Annotated in this window: 21 protein-coding genes and 1 tRNA gene; 19 read left to right on the plus strand and 3 right to left on the minus strand. The window is 64.4% G+C overall.

From position 1 onward, the window contains the following. Window positions 1-43: 43 nt before the first annotated feature. From LO55_RS17405 to LO55_RS17425, 5 genes are all read left to right on the plus strand, one after another. Complete coding sequence (locus LO55_RS17405) at window positions 44-850, plus strand: MlaE family ABC transporter permease (protein ID WP_071362428.1); 807 nt, start codon at window positions 44-46, stop codon at window positions 848-850. Between the two features lie 19 nt (window positions 851-869). Next, window positions 870-1,817 carry an MlaD family protein gene (locus tag LO55_RS17410; protein ID WP_071362429.1) on the plus strand — a complete coding sequence of 316 codons (948 nt, stop codon included), beginning with the start codon at window positions 870-872 and terminating at the stop codon, window positions 1,815-1,817. After that, window positions 1,814-2,443 (plus strand): hypothetical protein, encoded by a 630-nt coding sequence (locus LO55_RS17415; RefSeq protein WP_071362430.1) that lies wholly within the window; start codon window positions 1,814-1,816, stop codon window positions 2,441-2,443. Before LO55_RS17410 ends, LO55_RS17415 begins: the two co-directional genes overlap by 4 nt. 13 nt (window positions 2,444-2,456) lie before the next feature. Next, window positions 2,457-2,942, plus strand: a complete 486-nt coding sequence (locus LO55_RS17420; protein ID WP_083415398.1) for a GNAT family N-acetyltransferase — start codon at window positions 2,457-2,459, stop codon at window positions 2,940-2,942. Between the two features lie 165 nt (window positions 2,943-3,107). Beyond that, window positions 3,108-3,635, plus strand: a complete 528-nt coding sequence (locus LO55_RS17425) for a hypothetical protein (RefSeq protein WP_071362431.1) — start codon at window positions 3,108-3,110, stop codon at window positions 3,633-3,635. Between the two features lie 38 nt (window positions 3,636-3,673). Here LO55_RS17425 and LO55_RS17430 read toward each other — a convergent pair whose 3' ends face one another. Both LO55_RS17430 and LO55_RS17435 read right to left on the minus strand, forming a co-directional pair. Next, window positions 3,674-4,612: an NAD(P)/FAD-dependent oxidoreductase gene (locus LO55_RS17430; protein WP_083415399.1), complete on the minus strand. Its 939-nt coding sequence runs from the start codon at window positions 4,610-4,612 to the stop codon at window positions 3,674-3,676. A gap of 83 nt (window positions 4,613-4,695) precedes the next feature. Continuing rightward, window positions 4,696-5,619 (minus strand): cation diffusion facilitator family transporter, encoded by a 924-nt coding sequence (locus LO55_RS17435; protein WP_071362432.1) that lies wholly within the window; start codon window positions 5,617-5,619, stop codon window positions 4,696-4,698. Window positions 5,620-5,750: 131 nt separating this feature from the next. On the opposite strand from LO55_RS17435, the gene LO55_RS17440 reads away from it, so the two are divergent. The 11 genes from LO55_RS17440 (at window position 5,751) to LO55_RS17490 (ending at window position 16,586) form a co-directional block, all read left to right on the plus strand. Then, window positions 5,751-5,827, plus strand: a tRNA-Val gene (locus LO55_RS17440). Between the two features lie 208 nt (window positions 5,828-6,035). After that, window positions 6,036-7,946 carry a threonine--tRNA ligase gene (gene thrS, locus LO55_RS17445; RefSeq protein WP_071362433.1) on the plus strand — a complete coding sequence of 637 codons (1,911 nt, stop codon included), beginning with the start codon at window positions 6,036-6,038 and terminating at the stop codon, window positions 7,944-7,946. Continuing rightward, entirely contained in the window at window positions 7,946-8,503 is a 558-nt protein-coding gene (gene infC / locus LO55_RS17450) for a translation initiation factor IF-3 (protein WP_267871919.1), read from the plus strand. Before thrS ends, infC begins: the two co-directional genes overlap by 1 nt. Before the next feature lie 295 nt (window positions 8,504-8,798). Then, window positions 8,799-8,999: a 50S ribosomal protein L35 gene (gene rpmI / locus LO55_RS17455; protein WP_005667419.1), complete on the plus strand. Its 201-nt coding sequence runs from the start codon at window positions 8,799-8,801 to the stop codon at window positions 8,997-8,999. A gap of 20 nt (window positions 9,000-9,019) precedes the next feature. Next, a complete protein-coding gene (gene rplT / locus LO55_RS17460; protein ID WP_005667421.1) occupies window positions 9,020-9,379 on the plus strand; it encodes a 50S ribosomal protein L20 in 360 nt (119 codons plus the stop codon). A 134-nt stretch (window positions 9,380-9,513) separates the two neighbouring features. Continuing rightward, window positions 9,514-10,527, plus strand: a complete 1,014-nt coding sequence (gene pheS / locus LO55_RS17465; RefSeq protein WP_071362434.1) for a phenylalanine--tRNA ligase subunit alpha — start codon at window positions 9,514-9,516, stop codon at window positions 10,525-10,527. 25 nt (window positions 10,528-10,552) lie between these two features. After that, a complete protein-coding gene (pheT, locus tag LO55_RS17470) occupies window positions 10,553-12,979 on the plus strand; it encodes a phenylalanine--tRNA ligase subunit beta (RefSeq protein WP_071362435.1) in 2,427 nt (808 codons plus the stop codon). Between the two features lie 172 nt (window positions 12,980-13,151). Continuing rightward, complete coding sequence (locus LO55_RS17475) at window positions 13,152-13,520, plus strand: integration host factor subunit alpha (protein ID WP_071362436.1); 369 nt, start codon at window positions 13,152-13,154, stop codon at window positions 13,518-13,520. 16 nt (window positions 13,521-13,536) lie between these two features. Then, complete coding sequence (locus LO55_RS17480; RefSeq protein ID WP_071362437.1) at window positions 13,537-13,938, plus strand: MerR family transcriptional regulator; 402 nt, start codon at window positions 13,537-13,539, stop codon at window positions 13,936-13,938. 285 nt (window positions 13,939-14,223) lie between these two features. Beyond that, window positions 14,224-14,856, plus strand: coding sequence for a response regulator (locus tag LO55_RS17485; protein WP_005667428.1), 633 nt, complete (start codon window positions 14,224-14,226; stop codon window positions 14,854-14,856). Window positions 14,857-15,047: 191 nt separating this feature from the next. After that, entirely contained in the window at window positions 15,048-16,586 is a 1,539-nt protein-coding gene (locus LO55_RS17490; RefSeq protein ID WP_071362438.1) for a CHASE3 domain-containing protein, read from the plus strand. On the opposite strand, the gene LO55_RS17495 is transcribed toward LO55_RS17490, so the two are convergent. Next, window positions 16,567-17,301: a Crp/Fnr family transcriptional regulator gene (locus LO55_RS17495; protein ID WP_143054549.1), complete on the minus strand. Its 735-nt coding sequence runs from the start codon at window positions 17,299-17,301 to the stop codon at window positions 16,567-16,569. The two genes, LO55_RS17490 and LO55_RS17495, sit on opposite strands and share 20 nt — an antisense overlap. 350 nt (window positions 17,302-17,651) lie before the next feature. Between LO55_RS17495 and LO55_RS17500 the strand changes: the two genes are divergently transcribed. The 3 genes from LO55_RS17500 to LO55_RS17510 all read left to right on the plus strand — a co-directional run bounded on the left by LO55_RS17500 (window position 17,652) and on the right by LO55_RS17510 (window position 20,230). Continuing rightward, window positions 17,652-18,323, plus strand: a complete 672-nt coding sequence (locus LO55_RS17500) for a response regulator transcription factor (protein WP_005667433.1) — start codon at window positions 17,652-17,654, stop codon at window positions 18,321-18,323. A gap of 25 nt (window positions 18,324-18,348) precedes the next feature. Beyond that, window positions 18,349-19,665, plus strand: coding sequence for a sensor histidine kinase (locus LO55_RS17505; protein WP_071362439.1), 1,317 nt, complete (start codon window positions 18,349-18,351; stop codon window positions 19,663-19,665). Window positions 19,666-19,798: 133 nt separating this feature from the next. Further along, window positions 19,799-20,230 (plus strand): type IV pilin protein, encoded by a 432-nt coding sequence (locus LO55_RS17510; protein ID WP_071362440.1) that lies wholly within the window; start codon window positions 19,799-19,801, stop codon window positions 20,228-20,230. Window positions 20,231-20,239 lie beyond the last annotated feature (9 nt).

The raw sequence follows: 20,239 nt of genomic DNA on the forward strand, positions 1-20,239 counted from the left end.
ACGGGTCCGCGCAATTGCCTGTATCCGAAGTATCATTCAGCCCATGCCGCGAACGATCCCGCCCATCGCCCAACCGACCCTGTGGCCCGCCTACCTGGCGCGCTACCTGCGCAGCTGGTGGTACATGATCCACCTGGGCGCGATCGCCGTCGTCACGGCGCTCTCGCCTTCCACCTGGCGCCGCGCGAGCTTCCACGCCACCGCGCGCCACATCCACGCCAGCACCTGGCAGGTGCTGCCCTGGTTCACGCTGGCCTCCTGTCTGGTGAGCCTGGTCATCATCCGCATCGTGCTGGTCACGGCCAAGAGCTACGGCCTGTCCGGCCTCGCGCTCGAGATGGTGGTGCGGGTGCTGGTGCTGGAGCTGATCCCGCTGTCGGCGGCGCTGTTCGTGGCGCTGCGCGCCAGCATGGCCTTCGACGCCTCGGCCCTGGGCCTGGCGCGCTCCGGTTTGTCGATCCGCGCCGCCAGCGACGAAGCCCTGCGCCGCGTGCGGCGCGACCTGGTGCCCCAGTTGATCGCCAACGCGGTGGCGGTGCTCTCGCTGGCGATGGTCACCTCGATCATCGTGCTGCTGCTGGCCTACCTGAACGTGTATGGCCTGTCGCCCTGGGGCATTCCCGACTACACCCGCACCGTGGGCCGCGTGTTCGCGCCGGTGGTGACGGCCGGCTTCGTGCTCAAGACGGTGCTGTTCGGCCTGGCCGTGGCCCTGATCCCGACCGCCGCCGTGCTCGAGCTGCAGCGCTATCCGCGCGCCCTGGCGACCACCGTGCAGCCCGGCGCGCTGCGCCTGCTGTTCGTGCTGATCGTGATCGAGGCCGGCTCGCTGGCCCTGAAATACATCTGAATCCTGGAACGAGAACTTCATGCCGGACCTGACTCCTGATCCATCCATCCCCGACGAACCGAAGAACGTCGAAGCCAAGGCGGTGATCCTGCTGGTGCTGCTGGGCCTCCTGATCGCGGCCTTCGTGCTGTACGTGATGTACGCGCGCGGCGTGTTCGAGCCGACCCAGCGCCTGACCCTGGTGGCCGAGGATTCGTCCGGCGTCATCCCCGGCATGGACATGACGTTCGCGGGCTTTCCGATCGGGCGCGTGCGCCAGGTCGACCTGGGCGACGACGGCAAGGTGCAGATCACGGTCGACGTCCAGAGCAAGGATGCCAAGTGGCTGCGCGCCTCGAGCGTGTTCACGCTCGAGTCGAGCATCGTCGGCGAGACCCGCCTGCGCGCCTATACCGGGGTGCTGACCGACGCGCCGCTGCCGCCGAACTCCACCCGCACCGTGCTGCGCGGCGACGCCACCGCCGAGATCCCGCGCATCGTCGCCACCGCCAGGGCGCTGCTGGAAAACCTGGAAACCATGACCGCCTCCGGCTCGGACGTCAACGCCAGCCTGGCCAACCTGTCGGCGGTGACGGGCCGCATGTCGGGCCGCTACGGGGTGCTGGGCGGCGCGCTGGGCGGCGACGAAGAGGCGAAGAAGCTCATGGAGGCGCTGGACCGGGTCAACGCCATCCTGGCCAAGGCCGACCAGCGCGTGTTCGGCAAGGCCGGCGTGATGGACGACACGCAAGCCGCGATCCGCCAGCTGGACGTGGTGCTGCAGGACGCCAGCGCCACGCTGAAGAAGGTCGACGCGGTGCTGGTCGAGGCCCAGGCGGTCGGCGCCAACACGCGCGCGGCCACCGAAGACCTGGGCGCGCTGCGCGGCGAAGTCGACGCCAGCCTGCGCAAGGTGAACCGCCTGGTCGAGGAAATCAACCGCAAATGGCCGTTCGCGCGCAGCAGCCAGGAGATCAAGCTTCCATGAAGATCGCATACCTACTCATCGCGGCCGTGCTGGCCGGCTGCGCCAGCAAGCCGTTGCCTCCGGACTGGCAGGCCAATGCCAAGAGCGCCCTGGACGCTTCGGTCGACGACTACCTGAAGGGGCACACGGCGGCTTCCGAGGCCGAATTCCGCGAGGCGCGGCGCGAGACGGCGGCCACCGGCCGGCTAGACCGCGTGGTCCAGGTGGAGCTGGTGCGCTGCGCGGCGCAGGCGGCCAGCCTGGTGTTCGAGGAGTGCCCGGGCCATGCGGCGCTGGCCGCCGACGCCACGCCGGCACAGCGCGCCTATGCCGCCTACCTGGCCGGGCAGTGGGAGGGCCTGGACGTGGCGCTGCTGCCCGAGCAGCATCGCGCCGTGGTCGGCGGCGGGGCGCTGGAGAAGATCGAAGACCCGTTGTCGCGCCTGGTCGCGGCCGGGGCGCTGTTCAAGGCCGGGCGCATGACGCCGCAGGGCATCGCGCTCGCGGTCGACACGGCGTCGAACCAGGGCTGGCGGCGGCCCTTGCTGACCTGGCTCGGGGTGCAGGAGCAGCGTGCCAAGGCGTCCGGCGATACCACGGCGGCGGAGCAGATCCGGCGCCGGATGGCGCTCGTGTCCGGACAATGAGGGAACGAGACGCTTGAGCACCGCCTTGAACGTTTCGCTGTGGCCGGTCACCGTCGATAATGTCGAGACGCTGCTCGAGATGCAGCTGCCGCCGGAACAGGATCGCTGGCTCGCCAACAACGCGTATTCGATCGCGCAGGCGAGCTTTTATCCGGACTGGCGCATGCGCGCCATCTACCACGACGGCGCACCGGCCGGCTTCCTGCTCTACGACGTCGCCTCGCGCGACGAGGCGGGGCACTACGGCATCTACCGCTTCATGGTGGACCATCCGCGGCAGGGCCGCGGGATCGGGCGCCGCGCGCTGCAATTGCTGCTGGCAGAGCTGCGCGCGCAGCCGGATGCGCAGCGCATCACGATCTGCTACAAGCCCGAGAATGTCGCCGCGCGTGCGCTGTATCGATCGTGCGGCTTCGTCGAAGTGGGCGTCGACGAATTGGGTGAAATGATCGGCGAGATCCGGCTTGGCGGCGCTGAAACAGTGGCGCAGGCGTCTTGATGAGGGCGAAAACCATGGTTGATCGACCATTTGATCTTCAGTCATCAGTTGTAAGCTGGCAATAGATTGCTGGGTGGGGCGCAGCAGTGCGCGCTGGCCTGTATCCGGCATCTTTCCCAAGGATGACGTTTACGGTACTCAACCTTACCAACGGAGCAGATCACCATGTCCCGCATCGATTCCGCCAATCCCTACCGCATACAAGGCGCGGCAACTTCCTTCAACGAACTGGCCAAGAGCAAGCCGATGTATGCATACGCCATGGCCGCCGAACATGTCGCAGAGCTGAAGTTGCACGACGAGCAGGTCGACGCACGGCTGGCTGCCAGCAAGAAATATGCTTTTGAAAATCCCGATCAGATCTATGCCCAGGTCTCCATGAATGGCAAGGTGGTGGCGACGGTATACGAATTCGGCGTCACCTCGCTGGAAAGAGATGCATACGGTGCGACACTGACCGAGGATGGCGCGGGCCAGTCCCTGGCCGATGCCCGTATTGCCGACATCCTGAAGGCGGTCCCGGGTGAGGTGCGGTACAGTGATTTCGAGGCGCGGCCCGGTGTGTTGGCGTCGAACATACCCGAGTCGGCGCTTCCGAAAGTAAGCGCGCGCGGTTTGATGGACCTGTGGCGGGCCATGGACTGGGAGCAGGCGCGGGTCCGCATGGGTGCTGACGACAATCCGACAGCCTGAGCGATCAGTCTGGCCAGCCCGAGTTCGTCGACCCCGGGTCAGGCGCGGGAGCGCAAGGCCCACGGCAGTGTATTGTGGATGGTCGTGGCTGCAATCGCAGCCTGGCCCGCGGCCACCGCGATCTGGTTCAGTCCGCGCGTGACGTCGCCGATGGCGAACAGGCCCGGCACCGAGGTGCGGCAATGGTCGTCCACCACCAGCTTGTCGCATTCGACCGTTTCCGCGCCCAGCGCCGCCGCCAGGCCAGACCGTGCGCTCTCGCCCAGCATCGGATAGAACACATCGCACGCATAGTCCTGGCCGTCGCGCGTGTGCAGCACCGGCCGCAGCTCGTCGGTCAGGGTCACGCCGGCCAGCGGCGAGGTGATGTGCCGCACGTTCGCCGCTTCCAGCTGGCGTTTTTCGTCGGCGTCGACCGCCGATTCCTCGGTCCGCTCGAACAGCAGCACCTCGGTGCTGAAGCTGCGCATGAACAGCGCATGGCCGACCGGATTGACCTCGGAGGTGGCCACCGCGATGCGCTTGTCGATCACGTCGAAGCCGTCGCACACCGGGCACAGGCGCACGGCGCCGGCGGCCACCGCTTCTTCCCAGCGCTCGACCGGCATGCCGGCGTCGGCCACGCCGGTGGCCAGCAGCACCGTATGGGCGCGCAGGGTCGTCACATCTCCCTCGGGACTGCAGCAGTCGGCCTCGAACAGGCCATCCTCGATGCGCAGGTTCGTGATTTCGCCCGGAATCACATGGCCGCCGTAATTGCCGAGCTGGCAACGGAGCTGGTCCAGCAACCGCTTGCCGTTGATTCCGTCGGGAAAGCCCGGATAGTTGTGCGAGACGGGAATCCAGCCCAGCCGGCTGTTGCCCTTGTCGACCAGGGCGACGTTGCGGGTGAAGCGGTGCAGGTAGATGGCGGCGGTCAGGCCGCCGGGCCCGCCGCCGACGATGAGCGTATCGAATACATTGGTTTTCAGTTCCATGCGGCCGATTATCCCGAGCCGCTCGCCGGCAGGGTATCGGCGCGCGCCTGAACGCCGGGTCGGCATCGGCTTACAGGCGCACCTCAGAGCGATTTGCCGCCCGCGGCCTCGGGCTGCAGGGTCACATGATCGATACCGTGCCGTTCGCGCAACATGGCGCGCACCGCTTCGAGCACCGGCGGCCATTCTTCCAGGCTGCGGATCTCGATGTGGCCGATCAGGGCGGGGTGGCCTGGCGACATGTCCCACACATGCATATCGTGCACGGCCAGCACGCCGTCGACGGCGGCCATGTCGGCGCCGACCTGCACGTAGTCGATCGCGTGCGGCACGCCTTCCATCAGGAAGTGGTACGACTCGCGCAGGATGCCGCTGGTCGAGCGCAGGATCAGGAGGGCGACGAAGATCGACAGGATCGGGTCGGCCTGCACCCAGCCGGTGATGTAGATGATGGCCCCGGAGGCGATCGCGGCCAGCGAGCCGAGCAGGTCGCCCATGACATTGACCAGGGCGGCGCGGGTATTGATGCTGTCGTTATTGCGCGAAAGAATCCATGCCACCAGCAGGTTGATCGACGCGCCCAGGGCCGCGACCACCAGCACGATGCCGCCTTGCACATGCTCGGGATGGATCAGGCGCTGCACCGCCTCGTAACCGATCCAGGCCACCAGGCCCAGCATCGCCAGGCAGTTGACGAAGGCGGCCAGCGCCTCGGCGCGCACGAAGCCGAAGGAGTGGCGGGCCGACGGCGGACGCTTGGCGATCAGCTGGGCCAGCAGGGCCAGGCCGAGGGCGGCGGCGTCGGTCACCATGTGGCCGGCGTCGGAGATCAGGGCTAGCGAGTTGGACAGGAAGCCGGTGATCACTTCGACCACGGCGAACAGCAGGGTCAGGCCGAGCGCCACCGCCAGCGCCTTCTGGCTGCGCGCCTCGATCGAGTGCGAATGGCGGGCGTCGCCGTCCAGGTGGGCGTGCAGGTGCGAAGGGTCGAGCGGCTTGTAGGTCATCGCTTGCGAAGTAAATATGGTGGCTGACCGCCAGTGTAAAGCATACGCCAGAGGGCAGGGGCGGGCCCTGCGGCAACTATTTCCGTGCGAGGGTTGCGGTTCCGCCATGCGGTCCTTATAATGGCGGCATCGGGCGGTTAGTTCAGCTGGTTAGAATACTTGGTCGACATCCAAGGGGTCGCAGATTCGAATTCTGCACCGCCCACCAGACACATTGAGTAAGAGCGAGAAAGGCACCGACGGTTATGACACCGCGAACTACAACCTGGTTGTGGGGGAATCGCTAGACGCGAAGGGGTGTGCTTTTGCTCAACACAACGGAAAAACGCGGCTAGTGCCGCGTTTTTTTTCGTCTTTTAAATTTTCATTGTCTTTTTGTTTATTTTCACCGGCGCGTGCGCCAATTGGAGAACAGCATGCTGAACGTTCGACTTCCCGATGGCTCCAGCCGTCAATTCGACGGCCCCGTGACGGTGGCCCAGGTAGCACAAAGTATTGCCCCGAGCCTGGCCAAGGCCGCCCTGGCCGGCAAGGTCAACGGCAAGGTGGTCGATACCTCGCACTTGATCGAGAGTGACGCGGATCTGGCGATCGTGACCGACCGCGACCCGGAAGGCCTGGACGTGATCCGTCACTCGACCGCCCACTTGCTGGCCTATGCGGTCAAGGAATTGTTCCCGGAAGCCCAGGTCACCATCGGCCCGGTCATCGAGAATGGCTTCTACTACGATTTCTCGTACAAGCGTCCATTTACCCCGGACGACCTGGCCGCCATCGAAAAGAAAATGGTCGAGCTGGCAAAGAAGGACGAGCCGGTCACCCGCAAGGTGCTGCCGCGCGACGAAGCCGTGGCCTATTTCAAGTCGATCGGCGAAGCCTATAAAGCCGAGATCATCGCCTCGATCCCCGCCAATGAAGACGTGTCGCTGTACAGCGAAGGCGGCTTCACCGACCTGTGCCGCGGCCCGCACGTGCCGTCGACCGGCAAGCTGAAGGTCTTCAAGCTGATGAAGCTGGCCGGCGCCTACTGGCGCGGCGACTCGAAGAACGAGATGCTGCAGCGCGTGTACGGCACCGCCTGGACCAAGAAGGAAGACCAGGAGCAATACCTGCACATGCTCGAAGAAGCGGAAAAGCGCGACCACCGCAAGCTCGGCAAGGCATTGGACCTGTTCCACTTCCAGGAAGAGGCCCCAGGCCTGGTGTTCTGGCATCCGAAGGGCTGGACCGTCTGGCAACAGGTGGAGCAGTACATGCGCCACAAGTACCAGGTGAGCGGCTACAGCGAAGTCAAGGCGCCGCAGATCCTCGACCGCACCCTGTGGGAAAAGACCGGTCACTGGGAAAACTACCGTGACAATATGTTCACCACCGAGTCGGAAAACCGCTCGTACGCCCTCAAGCCGATGAACTGCCCGGGCCACGTGCAGATCTATAACTCGGGCCTGCGTTCCTACCGCGACCTGCCGCTGCGCTTCGGCGAATTCGGCCAATGCCACCGCAACGAATCCTCGGGCGCGCTGCACGGCCTGATGCGCGTGCGCGGCTTCACCCAGGACGACGGCCACATCTTCTGCACCGAAGAGCAGATCGAAGCCGAAGTGACCGCCTTCCACTCGCAGGCGATGGCGGTGTACGACGATTTCGGCTTCGCCAACATCGACGTCAAGCTGGCGCTGCGTCCGGAAGGCCGCATCGGTTCCGACGAAGTCTGGGACCAGGCCGAAGAGGCGCTGCGTTCGGCGCTGCGCGCCTGTGGCGTGGAATGGACCGAGCTGCCGGGCGAGGGCGCCTTCTACGGCCCGAAGATCGAGTACCACCTGAAGGATAGCCTCGGCCGTCCATGGCAGGTCGGCACGATGCAGGTCGACTTCTCGATGCCGGGCCGCCTCGGTTCCGAGTATGTCGCGGAAGACAATACCCGCAAGGTGCCGGTGATGCTGCACCGCGCGATCGTGGGCTCGATGGAGCGCTTCATCGGCATCCTGATCGAGAACTATGCCGGCGCGCTGCCACTGTGGCTTGCGCCGGTGCAAGTAGCGGTGCTCAATATCTCTGACGCACAGGCCGACTACGTCAAGCAAGTCGAGCAAAAGCTGCGCCAGGCGGGCCTGCGCGTTCACGCTGATTTGCGGAACGAGAAGATCACCTATAAAATACGTGAACATTCCGTCCAAAAACTGCCGTATATCCTCGTTGTCGGGGATAAGGAAAAGGACGCGAACACTGTGGCCGTGCGTGCCCGCGGCAATGTCGATCTGGGCGTGATGTCCGTCGACGCGCTCGTGGAGCGTCTGGTAGGCGAAGTTGCCGCCAAGACGAAATAATCCCGGCCAATACCAATACATTCAAAGGAAAAGACATAGCTACTGACAAGCAGAATCGCATCAATGGCGAGATCACCCATCCGGAAATGCGTTTGAACGGTGTGGACAACGAGCCGCTGGGCATCGTGACCCTGGCCGAAGCGTTCCGTCTGGCCGAAGAAAAGAACGTCGACCTGGTTGAGATCGCGCCAAATGCGGTCCCTCCGGTTTGCCGCCTGATGGACTACGGCAAGTTCAAGTATTCGGAGCAGAAGAAGGCCCACGAAGCCAAGCTCAAGCAGAAGATCATCCAGGTCAAGGAAATCAAGTTCCGTCCGGGCACCGATGAAGGCGACTACAGCATCAAGCTGCGCAACCTCATCAAGTTCCTGGAAGAAGGCGACAAGACCAAGATCACCTTGCGCTTCCGTGGCCGCGAGATGGCGCACCAGGACATCGGCCTGCGCATGCTCGAGCGCCTGCGCGGCGACCTGGAGCCGTATGGCCAGGTCGAGCAGTTCCCGAAGCTCGAAGGTCGCCAGATGATCATGGTGGTCGCGCCGAAAAAGAAGAAGTAATTCTTCGCGCGAGGTAGATACACGGCCGGGTCCGTGGTGCAGGCGAAAGCCGGCGCCGCGGCCCGGCTTTCACACGTCCGTGTCGCGCGGGCGGGTGTGCGGATTGCCGGATGAGTTGCCGGGGGCCATGCTATTCCCCCGAAACCTGTGCTACAATCTGCGATTCCTGTTTTTAGAAACAGGTTGTAGCAGACTCGCTTCTGCTGCAAGACAAGTGAAAGTAGGCATCCAAGAGCAGCGTTGCTGCCACCTGCAATCCTGTCCCATATGAGGCTGTCCGCAAGGGCAGATGACTATGCCAAAAATGAAAACCAAGAGCTCCGCGAAGAAACGTTTTCGCGTGCGTCCGGGCGGTACCGTCAAGTCGGGCATGGCCTTCAAGCGTCACATCCTGACCAAGAAGACCACCAAGAACAAGCGCCAGCTGCGCGGCACCCGTAACATCAATGCGTCGGACGTGACCAGCGTCTACCGCATGATGCCATCTGCTGTTTAATCTCACACTAAGGAGCGAATATGCCTCGAGTAAAACGTGGGGTTACTGCACGTGCCCGTCACAAGAAAGTTCTTGAACTTGCCAAAGGCTACCGTGGCCGCCGCAGCAAGGTATACCGTATTGCCAAGCAAGCAGTCATGCGCGCTGGCCAGTATGCCTACCGCGATCGCCGCAACAAGAAGCGCGTCTTCCGCGCACTGTGGATCACCCGTATCAACGCGGCTTCGCGTTCGCACGGCATGACCTACAGCGCCTTCATGAACGGCCTGAAGAAGTCCGCGATTGAACTGGACCGTAAAGTCCTGGCCGACATGGCTGTGCATGACAAGCCGGCATTCGCCGCGATCGTCAGCGCCGTCAAGGCCAAGCTGGCCGCTTAATTCAAGCAGTCTGCTAGCAAGTCAGTGCCGCGTTAGCAATAGCGCGGCGCACTAGAAGCGGGGCAAGGGTCACACCTGTGCCCCGTTTTTGATTCTGGCGTCTCCCGCCAACGAAAAACAGGAAAAGAACAAGCATGAACCTGGAAGAACTCGTCGTCGCGGCTAGGTCCGACTTCGCGGCCAGCCTGGATGCCGCCGCGCTCGAAAATGCGAAAGCCAAGTACCTGGGCAAGACCGGCCAGGTGACCGACCTCATGAAGGGCCTCGGCAAGCTCGACCCTGAACAGCGCAAGGCGCAGGGCGCCCTGATCAATGCCGCCAAAGAACAAATCGAACAGGCCTTGACCGCGCGCCGCGAGGCGCTCGCCGAAGCGCAGCTGATGCTGCGCCTGTCCGCCGAGAGCATCGACGTCACCCTGCCGGGCCGCGGCCGCTCGAAGGGCGGCATCCACCCGGTGATGCGCACCTGGGAGCGTGTGGAGCAGATCTTCCGCTCGATCGGCTTCGACGTCGCCGACGGTCCCGAGATCGAGACCGACTGGACCAACTTCACCGCACTGAACAGCCCCGAGAACCATCCGGCCCGTTCGATGCAGGACACCTTCTATATCGAGGGCGACGACAGCACGGGCAAGCCGCTGCTGCTGCGCACCCACACCAGCCCGATGCAGGTGCGCTACGCGCGCACCCATACGCCGCCGATCAAGGTGATCGCGCCGGGCCGCACCTACCGCGTCGACAGCGACGCCACCCACTCGCCGATGTTCCACCAGGTCGAAGGCCTGTGGATCGGCGAGGACATCAGTTTTGCCGACCTCAAGGGCGTGTACCTGAACTTCGTCAAGGCGTTCTTCGAGACCGACGACCTGCAGGTGCGCTTCCGTCCGTCGTACTTCCCGTTTACCGAACCGTCGGCCGAGATCGACATCGCCTTCGGTTCCGGTCCGCTCAAGGGCCGCTGGCTGGAAGTGTCGGGCGCCGGCCAGGTGCACCCGACCGTCGTGCGCAACTTCGGACTGGATCCGGAAAAATTCATCGGCTTCGCGTTCGGCTCCGGCCTCGAGCGCCTGACGATGCTGCGTTATGGAATCAACGACCTGCGCCTGTTCTATGAAGGCGACCTGCGTTTCCTGAAGCAGTTCAATTAATTTGCGAAGCTGAGGTAAAAAGAATATGCAATTCTCGGAAAACTGGCTCCGTTCCATCGTCGATCCGAAGATGAGTTCGGATGAGCTGTCCCATCTGCTGACCATGTCCGGCCTCGAAGTGGAAGAGGTCGAGGCGGTCGCGCCGCCGTTCTCGAACGTGGTGGTGGCCGAAGTCAAGGAAGTGGTGAAGCACCCGAACGCCGACCGCCTGAACGTGTGCCAGGTCGATGCCGGCACGGGCACGTTGCTGAATATCGTGTGCGGCGCGCCGAACGTGCGCGCCGGCATGAAGGCGATTTGCGCCAAGTCCGGCGCGCTGCTGCCGCCGGGCGCCGACGGCAAGCCGTTCGAGATCAAGACCGGCAAGCTGCGCGGCGTCGAGTCGCAAGGCATGATGTGTTCAAGCAAGGAGCTGGGCATCTCGGAAGAGAGCAATGGCCTGATGGAACTGCCGGAAGACGCCCCGGTCGGCCAGAACATCCGCGACTACCTGGGCCTGAACGACCTGAAGTTCACCATCAAGCTGACCCCGAACAAGGCCGACTGCCTGTCGGTGCTGGGCGTGGCGCGCGAAGTGTCGGCCCTGACCGGCTCGCCCCTGAGCCTGGCGCCGACGCGCGCCGTGCCGGTGAGCAGCGACGAAATCCTGCCGGTCAAGGTGTCGGCGCCAGACCTGTGCGGCCGTTTCGCCGGCCGCGTGATCCGCGGCCTGAACGCGCGCGCGGCCACCCCGGAATGGATGAAGCGCCGCCTGGAACGCAGCGGCCAGCGCTCGGTGTCGGCCCTGGTCGACATCTCCAACTATGTGATGCTGGAAGTCGGCCGTCCGTCGCACGTGTTCGACCTGGCCAAGATCCACGGTTCGCTCGACGTTCGCTGGGGCAAGAAGGGCGAGTCGCTCAAGCTGCTGAACGGCAATACCGTCGAGCTCGACGAATGGGTCGGCGTGATCGCCGACGACAGGGAGATCGAATCGCTGGCCGGCATCATGGGCGGCGATTCCACCGCCGTCTCGCTGGACACGACCGACATCTACCTGGAAGCGGCGTTCTGGTGGCCGAACGCGATCCAGGGCCGTGCCCGCCGTTATAATTTCTCGACCGATGCGGCGCACCGCTTCGAGCGCGGCGTCGACTATGCGACCATTCCCGACCATATCGAGCGCATCACCGCGCTGATCGTCGAGATCTGCGGCACCGGCGAGACCAAAGTCGGCCCGGTCGACGACCAGATCGTGAATCTGCCGCAGCGCCAGCCGGTGCTGCTGCGCACCGCGCGCGCGCAGAAAGTCATCGGCGTGCCCCTGAGCGACGAGCTGATCGCCGACATCTTCACCCGCCTGGGGCTGGAGTTCACGCGCGGCGAGGGCACGTTCCTGGTGACGGCGCCGTCGTACCGCTTCGACATCGAGATCGAGGAAGACCTGATCGAGGAAGTGGCGCGCGTGTATGGCTTCGAGAACATTCCGGCCAATCCGCCGGTGGCGCCGAGCGCCATGCTGATCGCACCGGAAAACACCCGTTCGCTGTTCGCGATCCGCCACCAGCTGGCCGACCTGGGTTACCAGGAAGTGGTCAATATGAGCTTCGTCGAGAGCGCCTGGGAGGCCGATTTCGCCGGCAATCCCGAGCCGATCCGCCTGCAGAACCCGATCGCCAGCCAGCTCTCCGTGATGCGTTCGAGCCTGATCGGCAGCCTGGTCGCCAATGTGCGCTACAACATCAACCGCAAGGCGGGCCGCGTGCGCGCCTTCGAAGTCGGCGCCGTGTTCAAGCGCAATGGCGAGGTCCAGGATGGTCCGCTGGCGGTGGCCGGCTTTGATCAGCCCAAGCACGTGGCCGCGATCGCCTACGGTCCCGCCGCGGACGAGCAGTGGGGCATGCCGACCCGCGCCGTCGATTTCTTCGACGTCAAGGCCGACCTGGAAGCGCTGTTCGCTCCGCGCCAGCTGCGTTTCGCCAAGGCCGAGCACCCGGCGCTGCACCCGGGCCGCTGCGCAACGGTCGAGCTGGACGGCAAGCAGATCGGCCTGGTCGGCGAGCTGCATCCGCGCTGGCTGCAGAAATATGACCTGCCGCAAGCGCCGGTACTGTTCGAGGTCGATGCGGCCGCCCTGTGCGAGCGCGTGGTCCCGCGTTACACCGAGATCTCGAAGTTCCCGGGCGCCACGCGCGACCTGGCGCTGGTGGTCAAGCAAGACGTTCCGGCCCAGCGCGTGATCGATGCGTTCAATGCCGAGATTGCCGCCAATCCTGCAGGCAAGATCGTGCAAGCCGTTGTTTTGTTTGATGAATATCGCGGCAAGGGCCTGGAGACGGATGAAAAAAGTCTTGCTTTCCGCTTTAGCTTGCAAGATACTCAATCGACGCTGCAGGACGAAGCGGTCGATGCCATCATGGCAGCGGTCGCCGAATCGGCGTCGACGAAACTGAACGCGCGGCTGCGCGCATGAGTAGCGAAACAAGCAGAGAAATCCGATAGCAGCTACAGTCCATGACGGGCAAGCCAGGCTTGTCCGTCATCCGAAACATCGTTCGACTTGAAGGCAGGGCTTCAAAATTAACAACAACGACCTTGATTCCGCCGTTTTCCAGGAGGCGCTGGCCGCCGACCTGGACCGCGCCATGCACGTGGCGCGGGTACGCAAGGAAGCTGAACAGTCATTGCCGACCTTGACCAAGGCCGAGCTGGCCGAGCTGCTGTTCGAGCAGGTTGGCCTGAACAAGCGCGAAGCCAAGGACATGGTCGAAACCTTTTTTGACGAAATCCGCAATGCGCTCGAGCGCGGCGAAGCGGTCAAGCTGTCCGGCTTCGGCAATTTCCAGTTGCGCGACAAGCCGCAGCGGCCCGGCCGCAATCCGAAAACGGGGGAAGAAATCCCCATCACGGCGCGCCGCGTCGTAACATTTCACGCCAGCCAGAAACTCAAGGGAATGGTCGAAGAGACCACACCAGGTAGTCCACCCGCGGGTTCCCTGGCGCGTGCAGCCTGAGGACACCCGATAAGCAATGAATGACCGACCGAACAAGATCGAACCGAACGTGCTGCCGCCAATTCCGGCCAAGCGATATTTCACGATTGGGGAAGTCAGTGACTTGTGCGGAGTCAAACCCCACGTTTTGCGCTACTGGGAGCAGGAATTTACTCAGCTTAAGCCGGTCAAACGTCGAGGAAACCGCCGATACTATCAGCACCACGAAGTCCTGCTGATCCGGCGCATCCGCGCGCTGCTGTACGAGCAGGGCTTTACCATCAGCGGCGCACGTAACCGCCTCGACGGTCGCGCCAGCGCGGCGGCCGAGTTCGAGCTGGACCTGCCCGACAGCCCGCCAGCGATCGACTGCGACAAGCTGCGCGCCGATCTGCTGGACATTCTCGACTTGCTTAAAAACGGCGCGCGGCCGGCGTAAAGCCCTGGGTTTTCCATCCGGCGTCGGCAGGGCCAGTCGTGATCAATGTGCCGCCCAGGATCTCGCGTTCGCCCGCCGCCGGGTCGTCCCCGGTTCAGTTGCCGGTGTTGCGCTGGTCAGAAGTCGGTCGCACGCGGCTTATGTATACTCAAGCATTCGTGCACCTGTTGAACGCGGCCCTCTGAGTGTTAAAATGTCACCCGCGCATATGCTGAATCTAACGCATGTAAACCGGGCGGTTCAGACCCGGCACTTTCCTGCGCAAGGAAAATTTAAGGGAAGACAATGATACGCGTTGCCATTTGTGACGATCACCAGATAGTTAGAGCAGGATTCAAGCAGATTTTCTCGTCGTCGGGCGATTTCGAAGTCGTCGCCGAAGGCGCCACCGGCCGCGAGGCCCTCGATATCGCACGCCGCGAGATCTGCGACGTGCTGCTGCTGGATATCGCGATGCCCGACCAGAGCGGCATCGACATCCTGCGCACCATCCGCCAGGGCCAGCCCAATCTGCCGGTGCTGATCCTGTCCGGCTACCCGGCGCAGCAGTATGCGCTCAACCTGTTCAAGATGGGCGCCAACGGCTATCTGAACAAGGAGTGCGAAGCCGACGAACTCAAGACCGCCGTGCGCACCGTCTATCAGGGCCGCCGCTATGTGTCGTCCACGGTCGGCGAACTGCTGGCCCAGAGTTTCGACCGCGACCCCAATACGGCGCTGCACACCGAGCTGTCCGATCGCGAGTTCCAGGTCTTCCTGCGCCTGGCGAAGGGCGCGACCGTGTCCGACATTGGCAACGCGCTGTCGCTGTCGATCAAGACGGTGTCCACCTACCGTACCCGCATCATGGAAAAAATGGGCCTGCAGTCGAATTCCGACCTGACCTATTACGCCATGAAGAACAATCTGCTCGATTAATCCTCTGCTGATTTTTTAGACAGATTCATCCGACAACGCGCCCACCAGGGCGCGTTCTCACGTCCGGACAGGTGTGTCACATCCTCAAGCGCAAATGCAACAAAAGGTTACGGCAGAGAATATCGCAGTGCAACATTGCGTCCATACGCCTATAATGAAGGGCCACATTCCTTGCGCGAAAGGAAGCCTGGATGTACTTTACTACCGCTGCGGACGAGAAAGCCATCCGTAGTCTCCCCCTTCACAAGACCCTGCTGTGCCTGATGTGCGTGGTGCTGCTGGTCGTCAATGGTGTGTTCCTGACGCGTAACCTCGACGATTTGCGGGCGGCCAACGCGCTGCAAGCGCAGACGGCCCAGGTGTCGGACGAGCTGCAATACCTGAACCTGATCATCACCGACGCGGAAAGCAGCCTGCGCGGCTACTTCCTGTCGGGCGACGAGGTGTACCTCGGCCCGCTGCGCAGCGCCTCGCAGCAGGTCGACAAGCAGATGGGGTCGCTGGGCGATCTGCTGCGCGACAATCCTTCCCAGGCAAAGAACTTGCAGCAGCTGCGCACGCTGGTCGACAAGAAATTTGGTCTGCTTCGGCAGTCGCTTGAGGTCTACCGCGAAGGCGGGCTGAACGATATCGTGGCGATCGCCGCCTCGCCCGACGACCGGGCGCAGATGGACGAGATCCGGCTGCAGGTCGTGATCATGACGCGCGAGCAGAACGAACTGCTCGCCACCCGCACCGCCGAGTTCTACCAGCAATACCGCCACGCCGTGGTATTTGGCGTTGGCATCAATGCCGCCGCCATCTTCGTGCTGCTGCTGTTCTACAAGATGATCAAGCGCGCCTTCCGCTTGCGCCTGTTGGCCGAGCGCGCCCTGCAACGGTCGAATGATGGCCTGGAAGAAGTCGTGGCCGAGCGCACCGCCCAGTTGTCGGTGCTGTCGCGCCACCTGATCAAGGTGTCGGAAGAAGAAAAATCGCGCCTGGCGCGCGAACTGCACGACGAGATGGGGGCCAACCTGACGGCGATCGGCATGGACCTGTCCACGGTCGGCGAACACCTGCGCGCCAGCCATCCGGAACTGGCGTCGAAGCTGGCACGCGCCAAGCGCACCCTGGTCGACACCGTGCAGCTGAAGCGCCGCATCATCGAGAATTTACGGCCGAGCCTGCTCGACAATATGGGGCTGTCGGCCGCGCTGCAAAGCTATTGCGCCGATTACGCACGCGTCACGTCGCTCGATTGCGATGCCCTGATCGATGCCGAGGCCGACGCCGCCGGCCCGATGCAGGCGATCGCACTGTTCCGTATCACGCAAGAGGCGTTGAACAATATTGCCAAGTACGCCAAGGCGAGCAACGTCATCGTCAACCTGACGCGCGAGCCCGACGGCTGGGGCCTCGAGATCACCGACGACGGCATCGGCATTCCGCTTGACGCCATGGCCAGGTCGAAATCGCATGGCTTGCTCGGCATGCGCGAACGCGCCTTGCTGCTGGGCGGTACGCTGGTGGTGGAGCGTGGTGTGAATGGGGTGGGAACTTGCGTGCGCGCCATGATTCCGGCGGCGGCCCCGGGGGGCAATGAGGAGGCGGGTGCTGCAGGGGGGATGACTGCCGCTGCGGTCGCCTTGTCGTACGTACAGGCCGAAGCGGTCTTGCTGGATCCGCCGGCCCCGGACGGGGCGGAGGCGAATCCGGTGTCACGTCATCTCAACGCGCCACATCCATGAGCAGGCGGTCGTATTCCGATTTCGCGACCTTGTAGCATTCGCCCGCATATTCTTCCAGGCCGGCGCGGTCCAGCACGGTGATGTTGCCGCGGCGGTACTGGATCAGGCCTTCGTCCTGCAGCTTGCCGGCGGCGGCGGTGATGCTTTCGCGGCGCACGCCCAGCATGATCGAGATCAGTTCTTGCGTCACTTTCAGCTCGTTGCTCGCCGAGCGGTCCAGGCGGTCGAGCAGCCAGCGGCACAGCTTCTGCTCGATCGAGCTGTGACGGCCGCCGACGGCGTTCTGGGCCATCTGAGCGAACAGCGCATTGGTGTAGCGCATCAGGAGCTGGGGCAGGGCGCCGCCGCGGTTGAAGGCGTCGCGCAGGTATTGGGTCTTGAGGCGGTAGCCGTAGCCGGCGCTCTGGACCACGGCGCTGCAGGTGGCGCGTTCGCCCATGAACAGCGACACGCCGACCGCGCCTTCGTGGCCGACCACGGCGATCTCGGTGGTGGCGCCGTCTTCCATCACGTACAGCAGCGACACGATTGCGGTGGTCGGGAAATACACGTATTCCAGTTTGCTGCCATACTCGAACAACTCTTTACCGAACGGCATCGGGACCAGTTCGAGATGGTCGAACATCTCTTCCAGGTCGGTACGGGGCAGGGCGGCCAGCAGTTCGTTCTGCTGGGTGCCGCTGTAGCTCACGACCGGTTTCGACGCGGACTTCATTGCCTCACTCGTGGCAGGGATCTGGTTCTTGGCTTTTTGGGTGAGACCACCAAACTGAGTGTTGTTCATCTTATGTCCTCTTATGTCTATCGTGCGTCGGGGGCGATGTCAGGAGGCTTGTCTTTCTTACCTCATCGCGATGGGTGTACTTTAAGGCTACGGTCTGTTGCCGCACATAAGACGAGTATCCGCCCCCATGTAGGCTCCAAGCATGATGTCGTGTCAGCCCAGTCCTACTGGGGAAGACAGTGCGCTGGCGCACCTTCCGCGCCAAAGTTTCGTTGAAGAACGCCGAAATGCCGCATAATTCGCCGGCGCGACCATAACGGGCGCATCACGGGACTGAGGATATGGGGTTGCGGGTATTGCTGGTGGAAGACGATGCGGTGCTGGCCGACGGCCTGCTGCGCGCGCTGCAGGCGCAGGACATGACGGTCACCCAGGTGGCCGACGGGCTGGCCGCCGACCGCGCGCTGCAGGAGTCCGGGACCGAGGTGGCGGTGCTCGACATCGGCCTGCCCGGCATCGACGGCTTCGAGGTGGTGCGCCGCCTGCGCGCGCGCGGCGCGGCCACGCCGGTGCTGCTGCTGACGGCGCGCGACGCGGTCGAAGACCGGGTGCGCGGCCTGGAGACCGGCGCCGACGACTACCTCGTGAAGCCCTTCGCCACCGCCGAACTGGTGGCCCGCATCCGCGCGCTGGCGCGGCGCCACGCCCCGGTCTCCACCCTGATGTCGCTCGCCGGGCTGTCGCTGGACCGCGCCACCCGCCGCGCCCGCGTCGCCGGCCATCCCATCGAGCTGTCGGTGCGCGAGTGGGGCGTGCTCGAATACCTGCTGCAGCATGCCGGGCGGGTGGTGTCCAAGCAGCAGATCATCGACGCCATCCTGCCCTGGGGCGAAGACGTGACCCAGAACGCGGTCGAGGTCTATGTGTCGCGCCTGCGCCTGAAACTCGACGGATCGGGCGTCGCGATCCGCACCATCCGCGGCTTCGGCTACCTGCTGGAGGCGGCCGAATGACGGTTGGCGTCATGCTGCGCGCCGCATGAGCAGCATCCGCCTGCGCCTGCTCAAGTGGCTGCTGGGCCCGATCCTGCTGGTCAACCTGGTGCTGGCCGCGCTGGTGGCCGGCCTGGCCTGGACCCCGGCCCAGGTCGCCTTCGACGCCGGCTTGCTGGACACCGCCAACGGCCTGGCCGCGCGGCTGGCCGCGGGCGCCACGCCGCAATTGCCGCCCGGCGCGCCGGATGCCGACCGCAACTGGTTCGTGGTGCGCGACGGGCATGGCCGCCATCTGGCTGGCGCCGCCGCCTTCCCGGCCTTGCGCCCCGGCGCCGCGCCGTATGACGCCGAGGTCGATGGCGAGCCGGTGCGGGTGGTCGCATTGGCGCTGGCGACGCCCGCCGGCGAGCGCCACCTGGGCGTGGCGCGCACCCTGCGCCAGCGCCTCGAGGTGCGTTCGGCCATCGTGCGCTCGCTGGTGGTGCTGGTCTCGACCGTGACCCTGACCCTGGCCGGCGTGGTCTGGCTGTCGGTCAGCAACGGCCTGCGCCCGCTGGCGCGCATCCGCGCCGAGCTGGCCGCGCGCGGGCCCGGCGACCTGGCGCCGATCCCGCAAGCCAGCGTGCCTTACGAGATCGCGCCGGTGGTCACTGGCTTCAACGAATTGCTCGACAAGGTCGAAGCCGGCGCGCGCGCCCAGCGCGACTTCCTGGCCGACATGGCGCACCAGCTGCGCACGCCGCTGGCCGGCATGCAGCTGCAGCTCGAGTGGCTGCGCGCGCGCCATGCGCGCGACCCAGACACCGTGCGTTCGCTGGGCATGATGGAACTGGCCAACGAGCGCATGATCCGCCAGGTCAACCAGCTGCTGGCGCTGGCGCGCGCCAGGGAAGGGCGGCCGGACGACCAGCACGCCGCGCTCGACCTGGCCCGGCTCGTGCAGGAAACCATCCAGTTCTTCGTCGGGCAGGCGGCCGCCAAGGACATCGACCTTGGCTTCGAGCTGGCGCCGGCGCTGGTCGAAGGGGACGCGTTCCAGCTGCGCGACCTGGTCGACAACCTGGTCGACAATGCCCTGCGCTACACGCCGGCCGGCGGGCGGGTGACCGTCGGCTGCGCGCGCGAGGGCGATGCCGTCCTGTTTACCGTGGAAGATTCCGGCCCCGGCATCCCGCCCGCGCGGCGCGCCGCCGTGTTCGAACGGTATGTGCGCCTGGACCACAAGACCACCGGCAGCGGCCTGGGGCTGGCCATCGTGCGCGATATCGCGCTGGCGCATGGCGCCACCGTGGTGCTGGACGACGCCGACGGCGGCGGCACCCGCGTGACGGTGCGTTTTGCTGCGGCTCCGACAAGATAGGGGCTTGCCGGCGTCGTATTTGCGTCGCTGTCAGGACTTTGTCAGCTTTTCCTCAGGGAAATGACAGGTTCCTGGGATATCATTCTCCATGGCAACATTATTGGCGGAGTCCGTCCGCCTTCAGGAGAATCCCATGCAGCAGCGCCAGTCCGGCTTCACGCTCGTCGAGCTCATGATCGTGGTCGCGATTATCGGCATCCTCAGCGCGATCGCCGTGCCTTCGTACAATAGCTACGTCATGCGCGCGCGCCTGGTCGAGGCGCATGGCGTGCTCGCGTCCACCCAGAACAAGCTGGAACAGTACTGGACCAACAACCACAAATACGAAGGTTTCGACGCGGAAGGCGCCGGCCTCATGCCCGAGCCCGGCCTGAATTTCGACTACAGCCTGGACGACGCCACCGTCTCGGCCTATACCTTGACCGCCACCGGCAAGAACGCCGCCGCCGGATTCGTGTATACCATCGACCAGTCCGGGCAGCGCGCCACCACCGGGGTGCCGGATGGCTGGCTCGACAACGATAGTTGCTGGGTCGACCGCAAGGAGGGCACGTGCTCCCAGTAGTTCGCCCAG

This window comes from Massilia timonae, from assembly GCF_001866515.1.
Taxonomy (GTDB): Bacteria; Pseudomonadota; Gammaproteobacteria; order Burkholderiales; family Burkholderiaceae_D; genus Telluria; species Telluria timonae.

Excerpts from the sequence above, each read along its gene's own strand:
- LO55_RS17410 (WP_071362429.1), top strand. The coding sequence starts at position 870 with ATGCCGGACCTGACTCCTGATCCATCCATCCCCGACGAACCGAAGAAC.
- LO55_RS17435 (WP_071362432.1), bottom strand. The coding sequence starts at position 5,619 with ATGACCTACAAGCCGCTCGACCCTTCGCACCTGCACGCCCACCTGGAC.
- LO55_RS17490 (WP_071362438.1), top strand. The coding sequence starts at position 15,048 with ATGTACTTTACTACCGCTGCGGACGAGAAAGCCATCCGTAGTCTCCCC.
- LO55_RS17425 (WP_071362431.1), top strand. The coding sequence starts at position 3,108 with ATGTCCCGCATCGATTCCGCCAATCCCTACCGCATACAAGGCGCGGCA.
- rpmI (WP_005667419.1), top strand. The coding sequence starts at position 8,799 with ATGCCAAAAATGAAAACCAAGAGCTCCGCGAAGAAACGTTTTCGCGTG.
- pheT (WP_071362435.1), top strand. The coding sequence starts at position 10,553 with ATGCAATTCTCGGAAAACTGGCTCCGTTCCATCGTCGATCCGAAGATG.
- LO55_RS17500 (WP_005667433.1), top strand. The coding sequence starts at position 17,652 with ATGGGGTTGCGGGTATTGCTGGTGGAAGACGATGCGGTGCTGGCCGAC.
- LO55_RS17510 (WP_071362440.1), top strand. The coding sequence starts at position 19,799 with ATGCAGCAGCGCCAGTCCGGCTTCACGCTCGTCGAGCTCATGATCGTG.
- pheS (WP_071362434.1), top strand. The coding sequence starts at position 9,514 with ATGAACCTGGAAGAACTCGTCGTCGCGGCTAGGTCCGACTTCGCGGCC.
- LO55_RS17480 (WP_071362437.1), top strand. The coding sequence starts at position 13,537 with ATGAATGACCGACCGAACAAGATCGAACCGAACGTGCTGCCGCCAATT.
- LO55_RS17475 (WP_071362436.1), top strand. The coding sequence starts at position 13,152 with ATGCACGTGGCGCGGGTACGCAAGGAAGCTGAACAGTCATTGCCGACC.
- LO55_RS17430 (WP_083415399.1), bottom strand. The coding sequence starts at position 4,612 with ATGGAACTGAAAACCAATGTATTCGATACGCTCATCGTCGGCGGCGGG.
- LO55_RS17495 (WP_143054549.1), bottom strand. The coding sequence starts at position 17,301 with ATGAAGTCCGCGTCGAAACCGGTCGTGAGCTACAGCGGCACCCAGCAG.
- LO55_RS17415 (WP_071362430.1), top strand. The coding sequence starts at position 1,814 with ATGAAGATCGCATACCTACTCATCGCGGCCGTGCTGGCCGGCTGCGCC.
- LO55_RS17405 (WP_071362428.1), top strand. The coding sequence starts at position 44 with ATGCCGCGAACGATCCCGCCCATCGCCCAACCGACCCTGTGGCCCGCC.
- rplT (WP_005667421.1), top strand. The coding sequence starts at position 9,020 with ATGCCTCGAGTAAAACGTGGGGTTACTGCACGTGCCCGTCACAAGAAA.
- LO55_RS17505 (WP_071362439.1), top strand. The coding sequence starts at position 18,349 with ATGAGCAGCATCCGCCTGCGCCTGCTCAAGTGGCTGCTGGGCCCGATC.
- thrS (WP_071362433.1), top strand. The coding sequence starts at position 6,036 with ATGCTGAACGTTCGACTTCCCGATGGCTCCAGCCGTCAATTCGACGGC.
- LO55_RS17485 (WP_005667428.1), top strand. The coding sequence starts at position 14,224 with ATGATACGCGTTGCCATTTGTGACGATCACCAGATAGTTAGAGCAGGA.